The sequence below is a fragment of the Streptomyces sp. NPDC093260 genome (assembly GCF_040683715.1).
In the GTDB taxonomy this organism is placed as follows: domain Bacteria; phylum Actinomycetota; class Actinomycetes; order Streptomycetales; family Streptomycetaceae; genus Streptomyces; species Streptomyces sennicomposti.
In genome coordinates, this window is record NZ_JBFBEK010000001.1 from 113,321 (window position 1) to 129,918 (window position 16,598).

At 69.8% G+C, this 16,598-nt stretch carries 9 protein-coding genes; 8 read left to right on the plus strand and 1 reads right to left on the minus strand.

From position 1 onward, the window contains the following. Positions 1-524 precede the first annotated feature (524 nt). The gene (locus tag AB0N63_RS00395; RefSeq protein ID WP_365521969.1) at positions 525-3,809 is read left to right on the plus strand and encodes a GH92 family glycosyl hydrolase; all 3,285 of its coding nucleotides are present in this window, start codon (positions 525-527) and stop codon (positions 3,807-3,809) included. A gap of 96 nt (positions 3,810-3,905) precedes the next feature. Here the strand turns inward: AB0N63_RS00395 and AB0N63_RS00400 are convergent, their stop codons facing one another. Then, positions 3,906-7,709 carry a GH92 family glycosyl hydrolase gene (locus AB0N63_RS00400; RefSeq protein WP_365521972.1) on the minus strand — a complete coding sequence of 1,268 codons (3,804 nt, stop codon included), beginning with the start codon at positions 7,707-7,709 and terminating at the stop codon, positions 3,906-3,908. A 474-nt stretch (positions 7,710-8,183) separates the two neighbouring features. Here AB0N63_RS00400 and ngcE point away from each other — a divergent pair, with 474 nt between their 5' ends. The 7 genes from ngcE to AB0N63_RS00435 all read left to right on the plus strand — a co-directional run bounded on the left by ngcE (position 8,184) and on the right by AB0N63_RS00435 (position 16,598). After that, positions 8,184-9,629, plus strand: coding sequence for an N-acetylglucosamine/diacetylchitobiose ABC transporter substrate-binding protein (ngcE, locus tag AB0N63_RS00405; protein ID WP_365521975.1), 1,446 nt, complete (start codon positions 8,184-8,186; stop codon positions 9,627-9,629). Positions 9,630-9,711: 82 nt separating this feature from the next. Beyond that, positions 9,712-10,638, plus strand: coding sequence for a sugar ABC transporter permease (locus AB0N63_RS00410; RefSeq protein WP_365521978.1), 927 nt, complete (start codon positions 9,712-9,714; stop codon positions 10,636-10,638). A 2-nt stretch (positions 10,639-10,640) separates the two neighbouring features. Next, a complete protein-coding gene (locus tag AB0N63_RS00415; RefSeq protein WP_365521981.1) occupies positions 10,641-11,561 on the plus strand; it encodes a carbohydrate ABC transporter permease in 921 nt (306 codons plus the stop codon). Between the two features lie 315 nt (positions 11,562-11,876). After that, positions 11,877-13,076 (plus strand): ROK family transcriptional regulator, encoded by a 1,200-nt coding sequence (locus tag AB0N63_RS00420; RefSeq protein WP_169436448.1) that lies wholly within the window; start codon positions 11,877-11,879, stop codon positions 13,074-13,076. 134 nt (positions 13,077-13,210) lie between these two features. Then, positions 13,211-14,320, plus strand: a complete 1,110-nt coding sequence (locus AB0N63_RS00425; RefSeq protein ID WP_365521984.1) for a sugar ABC transporter substrate-binding protein — start codon at positions 13,211-13,213, stop codon at positions 14,318-14,320. A gap of 200 nt (positions 14,321-14,520) precedes the next feature. After that, positions 14,521-15,312, plus strand: a complete 792-nt coding sequence (locus AB0N63_RS00430; protein WP_365521987.1) for an ATP-binding cassette domain-containing protein — start codon at positions 14,521-14,523, stop codon at positions 15,310-15,312. Further along, a complete protein-coding gene (locus AB0N63_RS00435) occupies positions 15,309-16,598 on the plus strand; it encodes a sugar ABC transporter permease (RefSeq protein ID WP_365521989.1) in 1,290 nt (429 codons plus the stop codon). Before AB0N63_RS00430 ends, AB0N63_RS00435 begins: the two co-directional genes overlap by 4 nt.

Here is a 16,598-nt window from a genome sequence, read left to right on the forward strand (position 1 = left end):
TGACGGGGGTGCGGCCCTCGCGTTGTGCGTCGCAGGCGTTTACAGCCGTCACGGGGCGCGCTAGGTTCGTCCGGCGAGGTGGGAGCGCTCCCAATGGGCGGTGGACCGGAACCCCCCGCTCCGGTCGCTCCCGCCTCGCGCCACCGCCTGCCGGGGCGGCACGGAGGGACGGCCCGGCTTCGGCGGAACGGGGGGGCTCGGGGCGGACCCGGCGGCCCCACGAGCGGACGGCCGCCGGGTCCGCGAGCCGGGCGGGCGAAGGGGAGAAGACGCCCGTCCGGGGTGGTGCCGGCTTGTGAGACCAGGGTGCGCGACAACGTTGTCGGGTGGTCTGTACATGACTCTATCGCGCCAACGGACAACGATGTCAACCCACTTGGCCCGCAGATCACCCGTGTGAGGGGGCGCGGCCGCCGCCGGGGGCGGTACGCGGTCTTCCGGGGGGCCACCGGGGCGCGCTACCGTCTCCGAGGCTTGTGCGACCCGCGGTGCGCGACCCGTCCCCGAAGGAGGGGCCGCCTCCCATGCGTTTCCGTCCGACGTCCCTGCTGCTGGCCGCGGTGCTCGCGGCCGGCGGCGCCACCCCCGCCCTCGCGGCGCCCGCCGCCCCCGACAGAGCCGGCCCCGCGCTGGTGAACGACCCGACGCCCTACGTCGATCCGCTGATCGGCACCAAGAACGGCGGCGACACCTTCCCGGGTGCCGTCACGCCGTTCGGCATGTTCTCCTTCAGCCCCGAGAACACCCGCGGCGACGCGACCCGGACGACCGCGCCCGGCGGCTACCAGTACGACGCCACCCGCATCCGCGGCTTCAGCCTCACCCACATGTCCGGCACCGGCTGCGCGGGCGGCAGCGGCGACATCCCGCTCTTCCCCTACGCCGGCCAGGTCACCACCTCCCCGGCCGCCGACACCAAGGACGCCGTCTACGCCGCCGACTTCCGGCACGCCGACGAGACGGCCGAGCCCGGCCACTACAAGGTCGGCCTCGCCTCCGGCGTCACCGCCGACCTCACCGCCACCGCCCGCACCGGCTCGGCCCGCTTCACCTACCCGGCCGACAAGCCCGCCTCGCTGCTCATCCGCACCGCCAACTCCGAGGTCGGCTCCGCCACGTCCTCGGTCACCATCGACCCGAGGACGCGCACCGTCTCCGGCTCGGTCACCTCCGGCAACTTCTGCGGCTACCTCGACCCCGAGGGCCAACGCGCCTACTACACCCTCTACTTCACCGCACGTTTCGACCGCGCCTTCAAGGCCACCGGCACCTGGCAGGACGACAGGCTGAACCCCGGCTCCACCTCCGCGACCGGCGGCACCGGCGGCTTCGCCCAGGGCGGGCGCCCGGTCGCGGGCAAGGGCGCCGGCGGCTACGTCGAGTTCGCACCCGGCGCCGGCCCGGTCGGCGTCAAGATCGGCATCTCCTACGTCAGCCAGGCCGGCGCCGCGGCCAACCTCGCCGCGGAGAACCCGCCGAAGCGTTCCTTCGAGTCCGTCGAGAACGCCGCCCGCCGCGCCTGGCGCGACCGGCTGGCCGCCATCCGCGTCGGCGGCGGCACCGACGCCGAGCGCACCACCTTCTACACCGCGCTCTACCACGCCCTGCTGCACCCCAACGTCATCAGCGACGCCGACCGCCGCTACCGCGGCCCCGACGGCAGGACGCACACCGTCGCCCGCGGTCACCAGGCCCAGTACGGCACCTTCTCCGGCTGGGACGTCTACCGCGACCAGGTGCAGCTGCTGACCCTGCTCAGCCCGCGCACCGGCTCCGACATCGCCCAGTCGCTGTACGAGCTGGCCCGGCAGAACGGCGGCGTCTGGGACCGCTGGCTGCACGGCGCGAGCGGGACCCATGTGATGAACGGCGACCCCTCGCCCACCGCCCTCGCCGGCATCCGCGCCTTCGGCGGCACCGACTTCGACCTGAAGGGGGCGCTGGCCTCCCTGGTGAAGGCGGCCACCGTGCCCACCGCGCAGGACCTGTCGCCGGCCGGCAAGCCGGTGCTGTCGGCCGGCCAGCGGCCCTCCCTCGACAAGTACCTGAAGCTGCACTACATGCCGTCCGTCTCCAACGCCTGGGGCGGCGCGGCGGAGACCCTGGAGATGTCCACCGCCGACTTCTCACTCTCCCAACTCGCCTCCGCGGCGGGACGGAAGAGCACCGCCCGGACCTTCGCCGAGCGCGCCCAGTGGTGGCAGAACAACTTCAACATCGCCGCGGACGACACCGGCGGCTACATCGCCAACCGCAAGGCCGACGGCAGTTGGGTCACCGGCTTCACCCCGGACACCGGCAACGGCTTCGTCGAGGGCACCGCGGCCCAGTACACCTGGATGGTCCAGCACGACCCGGCCGGGCTGTTCGCCGCGATGGGCGGCCGCGACAAGGCCCTCGCCCGTCTCGACGCCTTCTTCCACAAGGGCGACGGCAGCTGGGCCTTCACCGGGGCCGGCGGCGACAAGGCGGCCCTGGACAACGAGCCGTCCATCAACGTGCCGTACCTCTACGCCTACGCGGGCGCGCCCTACAGGACGCAGGAGACCGTCCGCGCGGCCATGCGGCAGCTGTGGACCACCGAACCGGGCGGCATCCCCGGCAACGACGACCTCGGCGCCATGTCCGCCTGGTACGTCTTCTCCGCGCTCGGCATGTACCCGCAGGTCCCCTCCCGCGCCGAACTCGTCCTCGCCTCACCGCTGTTCGAGCGAGCGGAGATCCACCGCCCGGGCGGCAACGACATCTCCGTCCACGCCACCGGAGCGGCGGCCGGCTCGCCGTACGTCCAGTCGCTGAAGGTGAACGGCCGCGGCAGCGACCGGCCCTGGCTCCCGGCGTCGTTCGTCCGGGACGGCGGGCGGCTCGACTACACCCTCTCCTCGACTCCGAACACCGCCTGGGGCAGCGCCCCGTCGGCCGCGCCGCCGTCCTTCCGGGAGGGCGAGCAGCCGTACCAGATCGGCGTCGGGCCGACCACGGCCACCCTCGCGCCCGGCGACAGCACGAAGATCGGCGTCCGCGCGCTGTCGCTGAGCGGCGGGCAGGGGCCCGGGGTGCGGTTCCGCGTCGAGGCCCCGGCCGGAGTCACGGCGACCCCCGCCGAGGGCACGGTGACCGGCGGCGCCCAGGAGATCACCCTGGCCGCCGCGCCGGGCGCCCCCCAGGGCTACTACGACGTCAAGGTCACGGTGACCTCGGACGGCCGGTCCTACGGGCAGCCGGTCGCCCTGACCGTCGCGGCCCCCGGCACCCTGCTCGCCGCCCGCGACAACACCGGCGTCTCCGACGACGAGGGCGACCACGACGAGGCCGACTACGACGGCGGCGGCTGGAGTTACTCCCGCCAGGCCCTGGCCGCCGCCGGACTCACGCCGGGCGGACAGGGCACGGTGGACGGACTGGCGTTCACCTGGCCGGCCGCCCCGGCCGGCCGCCCCGACAACGTCTCCGCCGCCGGTCAGGGCATCACGCTCGCCGAACCGGCCGCCGCGCTCTCCTTCGTCGGCAGCGCCGTCAACGGCGACCAGCGGGCCAAGGCCACCGTCACCTACACCGACGGCAGCACGGCCCCGGTCGACCTCGCCTTCACCGACTGGACCGTCGGCGGGGGCGGCGGCACCGTCCAGTACGGCAACCGGGTGATCGCCAGGACGGCGTACCGCAACGTCGCCGGGGCCGACAAGGACCCGGTGGCCACCTACGTGTTCGCCACCCAGCCCTTCGAGGCTCCCGCGGGCAAGCGGATCGCGTCGGTGGAACTGCCGGCCGACACCGATCTGCACGTCTTCGCCCTCGCGGTGAAGTGACCGGCACGCACACCGGCTGAGCGCACCGGCCGGCCGAGCACGCGGAAGGGGCGGGTCCCGGAAAGGACCCGCCCCTTCGTCACCCGGGAGCGCCCGTCAGGCCAGCAGCTCCACCTCCGCCAGCGTCGCGGGGCCGTCGAACACCAGCCGGTACCGGGTGCAGCCGCCCGGCGAGGCGATGGTGAACGGGCGGGTCTGCCTGTCCCAGGCGAAGGTCTCGCCCGAGCGCCGGTCCAGTGTCTTCCAGTGCGTGCCGTCCGTGGACCCCTGGAGCGTCCAGCCGGCCGGGGCCTTGGTGCGGTCGGCCGACGAGGTCAGCGTGTACTGGACGGCCTTGGCGGAGCCGGTCACCGGCAGGTCCACCGTGCTCACCGTGGCGTCCGTCGCCGAGGTGTCGTCGAACAGCGCTCCGTCGCCCTTCAGCACGTCGGCGCGGGGCGTGGGCGCCTTGTCGCCGGTCGTGATGGACACCGGTGCGGCGTTCTTGCCCGTGCCCCACTTCGAGGGCCGCGCGCCCATGTCGAACTCCAGCACACCGCCCTCGGACAGCAGCGAGTGCGGCAGGTTGGTGGAGTTCCACGCCTTGCCGTTGAACCGCACGCCCTGCACGTAGATGTTCTTCGCGCTGTTCTTCGGGGCCTTGACCACCAGGTCGTGGCCGTTCTCCAGGTGGACGGTGGCCTTGGTGAACAGCGGGGAGCCTATGGCGTACTCGCCGCTGCCCATGACCAGAGGGTAGAAGCCGAGCGAGGAGAAGAGGTACCAGGCGGACTGCTCGCCGTTGTCCTCGTCGCCGTGGTAGCCCTGGCCGATCTCGCTGCCCACGTAGAGCCGGGAGAGCACCTCGCGGATCTTCTCCTGCGCCTTGTAGGGCTCGCCGGCCGCGTCGTACATGTACGTGACGTGGTGGGCGACCTGGTTGGAGTGGCCGTACTGGCCCATCCGCACGTCCCGCGCCTCGGTCATCTCGTGGATGACGCCGCCGTAGGAGCCGACGAACTCGGGGGAGGCGGTCTCCGGGGTGGCGAAGTAGGTGTCGAGCTTGTCGCCGAGCGCCTTCCGGCCGCCGTAGAGGTTGGCCAGGCCCCGGCTGTCCTGCGGGGCGGTGAAGGCGTAGCCCCAGCCGTCGGTCTCCGTGTAGTCGTAGCCCCACACGCGCGGGTCGTACTTCGCGGAGTCCACGCGCCAGTCGCCCTGCGCGTCCTTGCCCTGGAAGAAGCCCGCCTTCGCGTCGAAGAGCTTCACGTAGTCCTGGGCCCGGTTGCGGAAGTACTGCGCCTCGTCCTTGTAGTGCTTCTGTCCGGTCTTCCTGTAGAGGGCCTCGCCCATCTGCGCGATGCCGTAGTCGTTGACGTATCCCTCCATCGCCCACGACAGGCCCTCGCCGGTGGCGGTGCTGGTGTAGCCGAGGAAGGGGGAGGTGCTCATGCCCTTGCGGCCGACGCCGGAGGACGGGGGCACCACGGTGGCGTTCTTCAGGGCCGCCTCGTACGCCGCCTTGGCGTCCATCGGGACGCCCTTGACGTAGGCGTCGGCGAAGGCCACGTCCGAGGAGGTGCCGGTCATCAGGTCGGCGTAGCCGGGGGAGGACCAGCGCGAGGTCCAGCCGCCGTCCTTGTAGCCCTGTACGAACCCGTCGACCATCTCACCGGCCTGGGACGGCGTCAGCAGCGAGTACGCCGGCCAGGTGGTGCGGTAGGTGTCCCAGAAGCCGTTGTTGACGTAGACCTTGCCGTCGACGATCTTCGCGCCGGTGTGCGTCGGCGTGTCCTGGCTCGTCATCGCCGAGAACGGGGAGGCGTACTCGTCCTTGCCGCCGACCTTCTCGAAGCCGGAGTTCGGGTACAGGTACAGCCGGTACATGCTGGAGTAGAGCGTGGTCAGCTGGTCGGGCGTGGCGCCCTGGACCTCGACCTTGCCGAGCAGCTTGTCCCAGGTGCGCTGGGCGCGCGCCTTGACGGTGTCGAAGGAGGTGCCGCCGGGGATCTCCTGCGCCAGGTTGTCCTTGGCCTGGTCGACGCTGATCAGCGAGGTGGCCAGACGCAGGGTGACGGTGCGGTCCTTGCCCGCATCGAAGCGCAGGTAGCCCTTGACGCCGGAGGCCGAGCCGTCCTCGACGGGCTTGTCGAACACGCCGTAGACGAACAGCCGGGTCGCTCCCGTGGACAGCCCGGACTTGACGTCCGAGTAGCCGGTGACGACGCCGTGCTCCTTGTCCAGGGTGAGGCCGGCCTGCTCGGTGACGTTGTCGAAGAGCACGCCGGCGTCGTCGCCCGGGTAGGTGAAGCGCAGGGCGGCGGCGTGGTCGGTCGGCGTCATCTCGGCCTTGAGGCCGTTCTCGAAGGTGACGCCGTAGTAGTAGGGGCGCGCGGTCTCGTTCTCGTGCCTGAACGCGAGCGAGCGGGCGGTGCGGTCGGTGGACGGGGTTCCGGCCGCGGCCGACGGCATCACCTGGAAGGTCTGCCGGTCGCCCATCCAGGGGCTCGGCTCATGGCTCGCGCTGAAGGCCTGGATCGTCGGCAGGTTGTCCGTGTTGTTCGCACGTGCGTATTCGTACAGCCAGCTCAGGGAGGACGCGTTGGTCACCGGCGTCCAGAAGTTGAAGCCGTGCGGCAGGGCGGTGGCGGGGAAGTTGTTGCCGCGCGAGAAGCTGCCGCTGGAGTTGGTGCCGCGGGTGGTGAGCGCGTAGTCGGACAGGTGCGCCTTGGGCTTGTCGGGCGCCGCCTTCCGGATCGTCACGTCGTCCAGCCAGCCGCGGAACTTCGCCGGGCCGGCGGGGGAGTCGTAGGCGAGCAGGACGCGGTCCACGGTCTTGCCGGCCGCGACCGAGCCGATGCGCGAGACGACGTTGTTCCACTGGTTGACGTAGAGCGTCTTGGCCGCGCCCTGTGCCTGCGGGCTCAGCCCGAACCCGTGCTGGTCGACGGCGCCGAGCTGGCTCAGATAGGTGCCGTCGGTGAAGGCGAGGTCGACGGCGACGTTCGTGGCGTCGTAGTCGCGGTCGCCGTCGGCCATCGACGGGTAGAGCCGGTAGGACAGGGCGGTGTCGCGGTCGACCTTGACATGGACGTCGAAGATCTTGTTGTACGAGTAGGCCCGGCCCTTGGCGGTGTGCCGGCCGGCGTAGCGCAGGGCGCGCTTGCCGGTGAAGCCGGCGCCGGACTTGGCGGTGGGCGAGCCGCTGGGACCGCGGTCGACCAGCGAGAGCATGTCCTTGGGTACCGAGCCGTCGCCGTCGCCCGTGGAGAACTGGACGTCGGCGAGCTGGAGTATGCCCGAGGCGCCGTTGTTCCCGGTGACCTCGAGCCGGAAGTGCTGGTACTCGGCCGGCGCGGCCAGATCGTACGTCTTCGTCTGGAACCGCTCGGCGAAGCTCTCGCCGGTGCGGGAGTCGACGCTCTTCCAGTCCTTGCCGTCGGCGGAACCCTGGAGGGTCCAGTCCCTGGGGTCCCGTTCGGCGTAGTCGTTGGCGGAGGTGAGGGCGTATCGGGTGATCTTGACGGGTGCGTCGAGGTCGAACTCGACCCAGCCGGTGGACTCGAAGGTGAGCCACTTGGTTCCCGACTCGCCGTCGACGAGGTTCTCCTTGACCTCGCCGCCGCCGGTGTTCTCACTGCTGGCCCGCAGGTCCGTGACGTGGTCGTCCACATTGCCCGGGATGCCGGTGCTGTAGCCGCCGTCCACGCCCGAGGCGCGCTTGGCGCCGCCGGGGGTGGTGTCGACGGTGTTCAGCCAGTCCGGCGCCGGGTCGCCCGCCTCGAACGAGGAGCTGAACTCGCGGTCGGCTCCCGGGGCCCTGCCGGGCAGGGCGATCGCCGCCCCCTGGGAACCGACGGCCATGACGAAGGCGGCCGTGAGGACGACCGCCGGGCTCCATCTGTGCCGTGCTCTGCGTTGCATACGAGGGCACCCTCCCTGGTCCCTGAGCACCGGACAACGTGCCGGACAACGTTGTCAAAATCGGCGCAAGCTCCAGTAGGGAGTCAAGTGACCAGTGGTGTCAAGGGTGTTGGGTGCGGCATTCGGGCGTGAAGTCGCGGATATTTCCGACGAGAGGCCCACAGGCGGTTCATATTTCCGCGAGGTCTCAACTCGGAAAAGACCGACAGGGAACCTTGTGTTCGATCTTGCTCCGCTGCCTGAAAGTGGACTATACCTGTCGGCGTCCGCGCAGCCGTTCTACCTGGCGGCGTGCGGTGCCGGGGGGAGCCGGAAAGGTGGTTCGGCGTGCGAAACGCGCCCGCCTCCTTGTTTTCTCCGCAATCCCGGTGGATGACGCACGAAGTACTTCCTGCACGACCCAGCTTGGCCTACCGCGGTGCCGGGGAGGATCCGGTTCACCGCCTGAGTCCTGGAGAAGGCGAGGACTTGCGCATGGGATCCACTTCCGCCGCACACCACGGGGGCGTCGGCCGCCGCGACCTGATCAAGAGGTCCGCGGCCCTGGGGCTGATCTCCGTACCCGCGATGAGCCTCCTGTCCGCGTGCGCCAGCGGTGGCGGCGACGGGCAGGACAAGGCCAAGGCGGGCAAGAAGACGGCGAAGAACCCGCTCGGCGTCAATGACACCGCGCAGATGGAATTCGTCCTGTTCGACGGCGGTTTCGGCAAGGAGTACGCCGAGGACGCCACGAAGATCTACCAGAGGAACTTCCCCAAGGCGAAGGTGAAGTTCGCCACCACCCAGAAGATCCAGTCCACTCTCCAGCCCCGCTTCAACCAGGGCAACCCGCCGGACCTCATCGACAACTCCGGCGCCGAGCAGATGGACATGGGCGTCCTGGTCGGCAAGAACCAGCTCGCCGACCTCACCCCGCTGCTGGACGCGCCCTCCTACGACGACCCGCAGAAGAAGGTCCGCGACACGCTGCGGCCGGGCATCGTGGAGATGGGCCAGTTCGACGGCAACCCGGTCTGGATCCTCTACTACGCCTACACGGTCTACGGCGTCTGGTACTCGCAGAAGGCCCTGGAGTCGCTGGACGCGACGTACCCGGAGACCTGGGACCAGATGCTCGCGCTGTGCGAGAAGGCCAAGAAGAAGGGCATGGCCGGCTGGACCTACGCCGGCAAGTACCCCTACTACCTCCCCTTCTCGCTCTACCCGATGATCGGCAAGGTCGGCGGCCGCGAGGTGCTGGACGCCATCGACAACCTGGAGCCGAACGCCTGGAAGCACCCGGCCGTCAAGGCCTGTCTCGAGGCGTACTACGAGCTGTACAAGAAGGGCTACATCCTCCAGGGCACCCCGGGCCTGGACCACATCCAGTCCCAGACCGCCTGGGCCAAGGGCAAGGCGCTGTTCATCCCGAACGGCTCCTGGGTGGAGAACGAGTCGGCGAACGTCATCCCGGCGGACTTCGACCTCGCCGTCTCGGCGCCGAGCGGGCTCGACGGCTCCGACAAGATGCCCTTCGGCACCATCTGGGCCTCCGGCGGCGAGCCCTTCATCGTCCCGGCCAAGGCGGCCAACACGGCCGGCGGCATGGAGCAGCTGCGGATCATGCTCAGCGAGGCGTCCTCCAAGAACTTCACGGCCAAGGTGAAGTCGCTGACCGCCTACAACGGCGGCACCGACGGCATCGACCTGACCCCGGGTCTGAAGTCGGGCGTGGCGGCGCTGGACAAGGCCGGCTCCAATGTGCTGAACCCGCGCCTGCAGGACTGGTACGTGCAGCTCCAGAAGGAGAAGATCGGTGTGGCCGGCCTGGGCGAGATGATGGCCGGCCGCGCCACCCCGGCGGAGACCATCAAGAAGATCCAGGGCTTCGCCGACGAGGCCGCCAAGGACACGTCGATCAAGCACTACAAGCATCAGTGAGGGTCCGTCGCCAGGGACCGCCCGGCCGGCGCCGGGCGGTCCCTGGCGACGCCGTCCGCCCTTCAGATCGGGGTCACCAGCAATGCAGCACGGCAAGTACCGGTTCATCGTGGGGTTCCTGGCGCTGCCCCTGGCGCTGTACGCGCTCTTCGTCGTCTGGCCGTTCATCCAGTCGATCTACTACTCCTTCACGGACTGGACCGGCCTGAGTCCCGACTTCAAGATGGTCGGCTTCGACAACTACAAGAGGATGCTCGACGACGAGATCTTCTGGAAGTCGCTTCAGCACAGTCTGCTGTTCGCGCTGGTGCTGCCGGTGGTGACGCTGAGCCTGGCGCTGTTCTTCGCCTTCATGATCAATATCGGCGGCCGGCGCCGGAAGGGCGGGCCGGTGATCACCGGCGTCCGCGGCTCCGGCTTCTACAAGATCGTCTACTTCTTTCCGCAGGTGCTGTCGATCGCCATCGTCGCACTGCTGTTCGCTTTCGCGTACAACCCGGACAGCGGAGCGATCAACTCGCTGCTGCGCGGGCTCGGGCTCGACAGCCTCCAGCCGCTGTGGCTCGGCGATCCGGACCTCGCCCTGTGGTGCGTGATGGCCGTGCTCGTCTGGTCGCAGGTCGGCTTCTTCGTGGTCCTCTTCTCGGCCGGTATGGCCTCCATCCCGGCCGATCTGTACGAGGCCGCGCTGCTGGACGGCGCCAGCCGCTTCACCACCTTCTTCCGGATCACCCTGCCGCTGCTGTGGGACACCGTGCAGTCAGGCTGGGTCTACATGGGCATCCTCGCCCTCGGCGCCGAGTCGTTCGCGGTCGTGCAGATCATGACGACCGGCCCCGGCGGCCCCGACTACTCGACCACCGTCATGGTCCTGTACGTGTACCAGAAGGCGTTCCGTGACGGTCAGGCCGCCTACGCCACCACGATCGGCGTCGCCCTGCTGCTGGTCACCCTGGCCTTCGCGGCCGTGGTGATGCGGCTGGGCCGACGCGAGCGGCTGGAGTTCTGAGCATGAAAACGACCGAGCCCCCCGCCCCCGTACCGGCCGAGCCGGCCGCCGTCGCCGAGGCCGGCGCTCCGGCCGGGGCCCCGTCCCGCAAGGCGAAGGAGGGCGGCGCCCTCAACGTCTTCTCGCACGGCATCCTGATCATCTGGGCGATCATGGTCGTGATGCCGCTGGTGTGGGCGGTGATGACGTCCTTCAAGAGCGACGGGGCGATCTTCGGCTCGCCCTGGGCGCTGCCCGACAAGCTGCACTTCGACAACTGGTCGCGGGCGTGGACCGACGCCCACATGAGTGACTACTTCCTCAACACCGTCCTGGTGGTCGGCGGCTCGCTCGTCGGCACCCTGGTGCTCGGGTCGATGGCGGCGTACGTCCTGGCCCGCTTCGACTTCCCGGGCAACCGATTCGTCTACTACCTCTTCATCGGCGGCATGAGCTTCCCGGTGATGCTGGCGCTGGTGCCGTTGTTCTACGTCGTGAACAACATGGGGCTGCTGAACACGATCCACGGCCTGATCCTGGTGTACATCGCCTACTCGCTGCCCTTCACGGTGTTCTTCCTGACCGCGTTCTTCCGCACCCTGCCGGCCTCGGTGGCGGAGGCCGCCTTCGTGGACGGGGCCTCGCACACCCGGACGTTCTTCCAGATCATGCTGCCGATGGCCAAGCCCGGCCTGATCAGCGTGGGGATCTTCAACTTCCTGGGGCAGTGGAACCAGTACATGCTGCCGACCGTGCTCAACACGGACCCGGACAAGCACGTCCTCACCCAGGGCCTGGTCCAGCTGGCCGTCAGCCAGGGTTACAAGGGGGACTGGTCCGGGCTCTTCGCCGGCCTGGTGATGGCGATGCTGCCCGTCCTCGCGGCCTACATCATCTTCCAGCGCCAGGTGGTGCAGGGGCTGACCGCGGGCGCGCTGAAGTAGCCCGGGGCCCCCAGGGCCCCCGCCACGGCCGCATTCCGCGTCCTTCGCGATCGAGCCGCCTCCGGTCCGCCGGGGGCGGCTCCGGCGTGTTCCGGGGGGCTCACCCGGCCCTGCCTCCGCGGCCGCCCCGGCGCGTCCGCATCACATCCGGGTCCTGTCGGCGGCGTGTCCGTATCACGCCCGCCCGGGTGTCTCCCCGTACCCGGAAACGGTTCAACCTCTTGACGGGAGGCAACCCGAACGGCTCATCTTAGAGTTCACTTGTTGGACATGGACGGGGCCTCACCGAAGCGGCCCCGCGCTCAGGAGGTCGTCGTGGAGACTCCAGGGTCGCAGTCATCGCTGCACCGAGCCAACCTGGAGCGGGTCGTACGTGCCGTGCGCCTTGCCGGATCCCTCACGCAGGCGGAGATCGCACGGACCACCGGTCTGTCGGCGGCGACCGTCTCCAACATCGTGCGGGAACTGAAGGACGGCGGAACGGTCCAGGTCACGCCCACGTCCGCGGGCGGCCGCCGGGCGCGCAGCGTCTCCCTGAGCGGGGACGCGGGCATCGTGATCGGGGTCGATTTCGGACACGCGCACCTACGGGTGGCGATCGGGAACCTGGCCCACCAGGTCCTGGCCGAGGAGTCCGAGCCGCTGGACGTGGACGCCTCCTGGGTGCAGGGCTTCGACCGGGCGGAAGAGCTGGTCAACCGCCTGATCTCGGCCACCGGCGTGGACCGGTCCAAGGTCGCCGGCGTCGGTCTCGGCGTGCCCGGCCCGATCGACGTGGAGTCCGGCACGCTCGGCTCCACCGCCATCCTGCCGGGCTGGGGCGGGATCAAGCCCGCCGAGGAGCTGCGGGGGCGCCTCGGCGTGCCGGTGCACGTGGACAACGACGCCAACCTCGGCGCCCTCGGCGAGCTGGTCTGGGGCAGCGGGCGCGGGGTGCGCGACCTGGCCTACATCAAGATCGCCAGCGGTGTGGGCGCCGGCCTGGTGATCAACGGCAAGATCTACCGCGGCCCCGGCGGCACGGCGGGCGAGATCGGGCACATCACGCTCGACGAGTCCGGCCCGGTCTGCCGCTGCGGCAACCGCGGCTGCCTGGAGACGTTCACCGCGGCCCGCTACGTCCTGCCGCTGCTCCAGCCCAGCCACGGCAGCGACCTGACCATGGAGGGCGTCGTACGGCTGGCGCGGGACGGGGACCCCGGCTGCCGCCGGGTGATCGCCGACGTGGGCCGGCACGTCGGCAGCGGGGTGGCCAATCTCTGCAACCTCCTCAACCCCAGCCGGGTCGTCCTCGGCGGCGACCTCGCCGAGGCCGGTGAGCTGGTCCTCGGGCCCATCAGGGAGTCCGTGGGCCGCTACGCCATCCCCAGCGCGGCCCGGCAACTCTCCGTGCTCCCAGGGGCACTTGGCGGCCGGGCGGAGGTGCTCGGCGCGCTCGCCCTGGCGCTGAGCGAAATGGGCGATTCGACCCTTCTGGACGGCGCGCTGACCGTCGCCGCGCCCGCCTTCACTTAGAGAACGGATGGCACCGTTGCCATCTCGTTAAGGATTTACTTCTTGACGTCGCACGTGTGGCCGAGTTGACTTCCTCGCACCTCGGCCGCAACGACGCGGCCTCGTCAGGGAGGTTTGAAGAAGTGAACACGCGTATGCGTCGTGCGGCCTTCGCCGTTGCTGCTGGTGCCATGGCCGTCTCGCTCGCCGCCTGTGGCAGCGCCAAGGAGTCCGGCGACAAGGGCGACAGCACCAAGAGCACCGCACCCAAGGGTGACGACATCACCGTCGGCCTGCTGCTGCCGGAGAACCAGACGGCTCGTTACGAGAAGTTCGACAAGCCGATCATCGAGAAGCAGATCGCCGCGCTGACCAACGGCAAGGGCAAGGTCGAGTACCTCAACGCCAAGCAGGACGCGACCCTCCAGTCGCAGCAGATCGACACGATGATCACCAAGAAGGTCGACGTGCTGATCCTGGACGCCGTCGACTACAAGGCCGTCGCGCAGGGCGTGAAGAAGGCCAAGGACGCCGGCATCCCGGTCGTCGCCTACGACCGCCTCGCCGAGGGCCCGATCTCCGCCTACACCTCGTTCGACAACGAGGAGGTCGGCAAGACGCAGGGCGAGGCCCTGCTGAAGGCCCTGGGCGGCAAGGCCAAGTCCGGCCAGATCGTCATGATGAACGGCTCCGTGACCGACCCGAACGCCGCGCAGTTCAAGAAGGGCGCCCACTCCGTCCTCGACGGCAAGGTGAACGTCGGCAAGGAGTACGACACCAAGGAGTGGAAGCCGGAGAACGCCAACGCCAACATGGAGGGCGCCATCTCCGCCCTCGGCAAGGACAAGATCGTCGGCGTCTACTCCGCCAACGACGGCATGGCGGGCGGCATCATCACCGCGCTCAAGGGCGCGGGCCTGAAGACCCTTCCCCCGGTCACCGGCCAGGACGCCGAACTCGCGGGCGTGCAGCGCATCGTGACGGGCGAGCAGTACATGAGCGTCTTCAAGTCGTACCCGCAGGAGGCCGAGACCGTCGCCAAGATGGCCGTCTCGATCGCCAAGACCGGCAAGATCGACAGCTCGCTGCAGACCAGCACCGTCGACAGCGGCACCGAGAAGGGCATCCCGTCCGTGATCGTCCCCGTCGTCTCGCTGACGAAGGACAACATCAACGACACGGTCATCAAGCAGGGTTACTACACCAAGGCCGAGATCTGCACGGCCAAGTACAAGGCCGCCTGCGACGCGGCCGGCCTGAAGTAGCACCTCCTGGGCCGCCCCCGGGGCGGCCCCGCTGACCTGCACGGAAGAGCGCGGCCACCGAGCGCGCGTCCGTGTCAGCACGTCCGGCGCCCCGCCGCCGACAGCCCCGCAAGCACAACGGCGGGGCGCCGGACGGAACGCACCCCCCTCACTCTTCTTGTTCAACCTCCCGCCGGGGTCAGGCTCAGGCGGCGAAGGAGATGGTTCACGTGTCCGCTACGCCCGTGCTGGCGTTGCGCGGGGTCTCCAAGCGATTCGGTGCCGTCCAGGCGCTCACCGACGTAGAGCTTGAGGTCCACGCCGGAGAGGTGGTCGCCCTCGTCGGCGACAACGGCGCCGGCAAGTCCACCCTTGTCAAGACGATCGCCGGCGTGCACCCCATCGATGACGGCGTCATCGAGTGGGACGGCAAGCCCGTCACGATCAACCGGCCGCACGACTCCCAGAACCTGGGCATCGCGACGGTGTACCAGGACCTCGCCCTGTGCGACAACATCGACGTCGTCGGCAACCTGTTCCTCGGCCGCGAGATCAAGCGCCGCGGCGTGCTGGACGAGGTCGAGATGGAGCGCCGCTCACGCGAGCTGCTCCAGACCCTGTCCATCCGCATCCCCAGCGTGCGCATCCCGATCGCCTCGCTCTCCGGCGGTCAGCGCCAGGTCGTCGCCATCGCCCGCTCGATGCTCGGCGAGCCCAAGCTGGTGATCCTCGACGAGCCGACGGCGGCCCTCGGCGTCGAGCAGACCGCCCAGGTCCTGGACCTCGTCGAGCGACTGCGCGAGCGCGGCCTCGCGGTCATCCTCATCAGCCACAACATGGCCGATGTGAAGGCCGTCGCCGACAAGGTCGCCGTCCTCCGACTCGGCCGCAACAACGGCGTGTTCGAGGTCAAGACCACCTCGCAGGAAGAGATCATCTCCGCCATCACCGGCGCCACGGACAACGCCGTGACCCGTCGTGCGGCGCGCACCACCGCGGAGGCTCGGAAGTGAGCATCGACAAGACCCAGGCCACCGCCGAAGCGGCCGTGGACGCGCCCGCCGCCGCCCCCGACGCGGCCCCCGCCGTCGACCCCCGACTGCTCGTGCGCGAGCAGGGTTTCGCCGGCTACGTCGGCGAGTTCAAGCGCAAGATCCGGGCCGGCGACCTCGGCGCGCTGCCGGTCGTCATCGGCCTCATCGTCATCTGCGCCATCTTCCAGAGCCTCGACTCGGCCTTCCTCGGCGCGGAGAACCTCAACAACATCTTCGTCGCCATGGTGGCCACCGGCATGATGTCGGTCGGCATCATCTTCGTGCTGCTGCTCGGCGAGATCGACCTGTCGGTCGGCTCCGTCTCCGGCGTCTCCTCGGCGATCATGGCCGTGATGAGCGTGACCCACGGCGTCAACGAGTGGGTGGCCGTCGTCACCGCACTCGCGGCCGGCGCGGTCATCGGCGCCCTGCACGGCTTCTTCTTCGCCCGGATCGGCGCGCCCGCGTTCGCCGTCACCCTGGCCGGCCTGCTGTTCTGGAACGGCTTCATGCTCCAGGTCCTCGGCTCCAACGGCACGATCAACATCGACGGCGACGGCGTGGTCGGCAAGCTCACCACGTACTACTTCTCGGACGTGGCCGCCGCCTACCTGCTGGCCGTCGTCGCGGTCGCCGGGTACTTCCTGTCCGCCTTCTTCGGCAACCGCCGCCGCGAGGCCGCCGGCATCCCGTCGCGCCCGCTGAGCGACATCGTGCTGCGCACGGTGCTGCTGGCGATCGCCGCGTTCGGCGTCGCGATCATCTTCAACCAGTACAAGGGTCTGCCGCTCGCGGTGCTGCTGTTCGCGATCGTGCTGGTGGGCACTGACTTCGTGCTGCGCCGCACGGCCTACGGCCGCAAGGTGTTCGCGCTCGGCGGCAGCGTCGAGGCGTCCCGCCGCGCCGGCATCAACGTCACCCTGGTGCGGGTCTCGGTCTTCGCCGTCGCGGGCTTCTTCGCCTCGGTCGGCGGTCTGTTCTGGGCCTCCAAGATCGCGGCCGCCAACCAGAGCGCCGGCTCCGGCGACCTGCTGATGAACGTGATCGCCGCCGCCGTCATCGGCGGTACCAGCCTCTTCGGCGGCCGGGGCCGCACCTGGAACGCGCTGCTCGGTGTGCTGGTGATCACCTCGATCCAGTACGGCCTCGCGCTGCAGGGCATCGCCACCCCGATCCAGTACATGATCACCGGTGGCGTGCTGCTCGCCACGGTCGTCATCGACTCGGTCACGCGCAAGACCCAGAAGTCGGCCGGCCGCGCCTGA

Coding starts and splice junctions, on each gene's coding strand:
- AB0N63_RS00395 (WP_365521969.1), top strand. CDS start 525: ATGCGTTTCCGTCCGACGTCCCTGCTGCTGGCCGCGGTGCTCGCGGCC.
- AB0N63_RS00400 (WP_365521972.1), bottom strand. CDS start 7,709: ATGCAACGCAGAGCACGGCACAGATGGAGCCCGGCGGTCGTCCTCACG.
- ngcE (WP_365521975.1), top strand. CDS start 8,184: ATGGGATCCACTTCCGCCGCACACCACGGGGGCGTCGGCCGCCGCGAC.
- AB0N63_RS00410 (WP_365521978.1), top strand. CDS start 9,712: ATGCAGCACGGCAAGTACCGGTTCATCGTGGGGTTCCTGGCGCTGCCC.
- AB0N63_RS00415 (WP_365521981.1), top strand. CDS start 10,641: ATGAAAACGACCGAGCCCCCCGCCCCCGTACCGGCCGAGCCGGCCGCC.
- AB0N63_RS00425 (WP_365521984.1), top strand. CDS start 13,211: ATGCGTCGTGCGGCCTTCGCCGTTGCTGCTGGTGCCATGGCCGTCTCG.
- AB0N63_RS00430 (WP_365521987.1), top strand. CDS start 14,521: ATGGTTCACGTGTCCGCTACGCCCGTGCTGGCGTTGCGCGGGGTCTCC.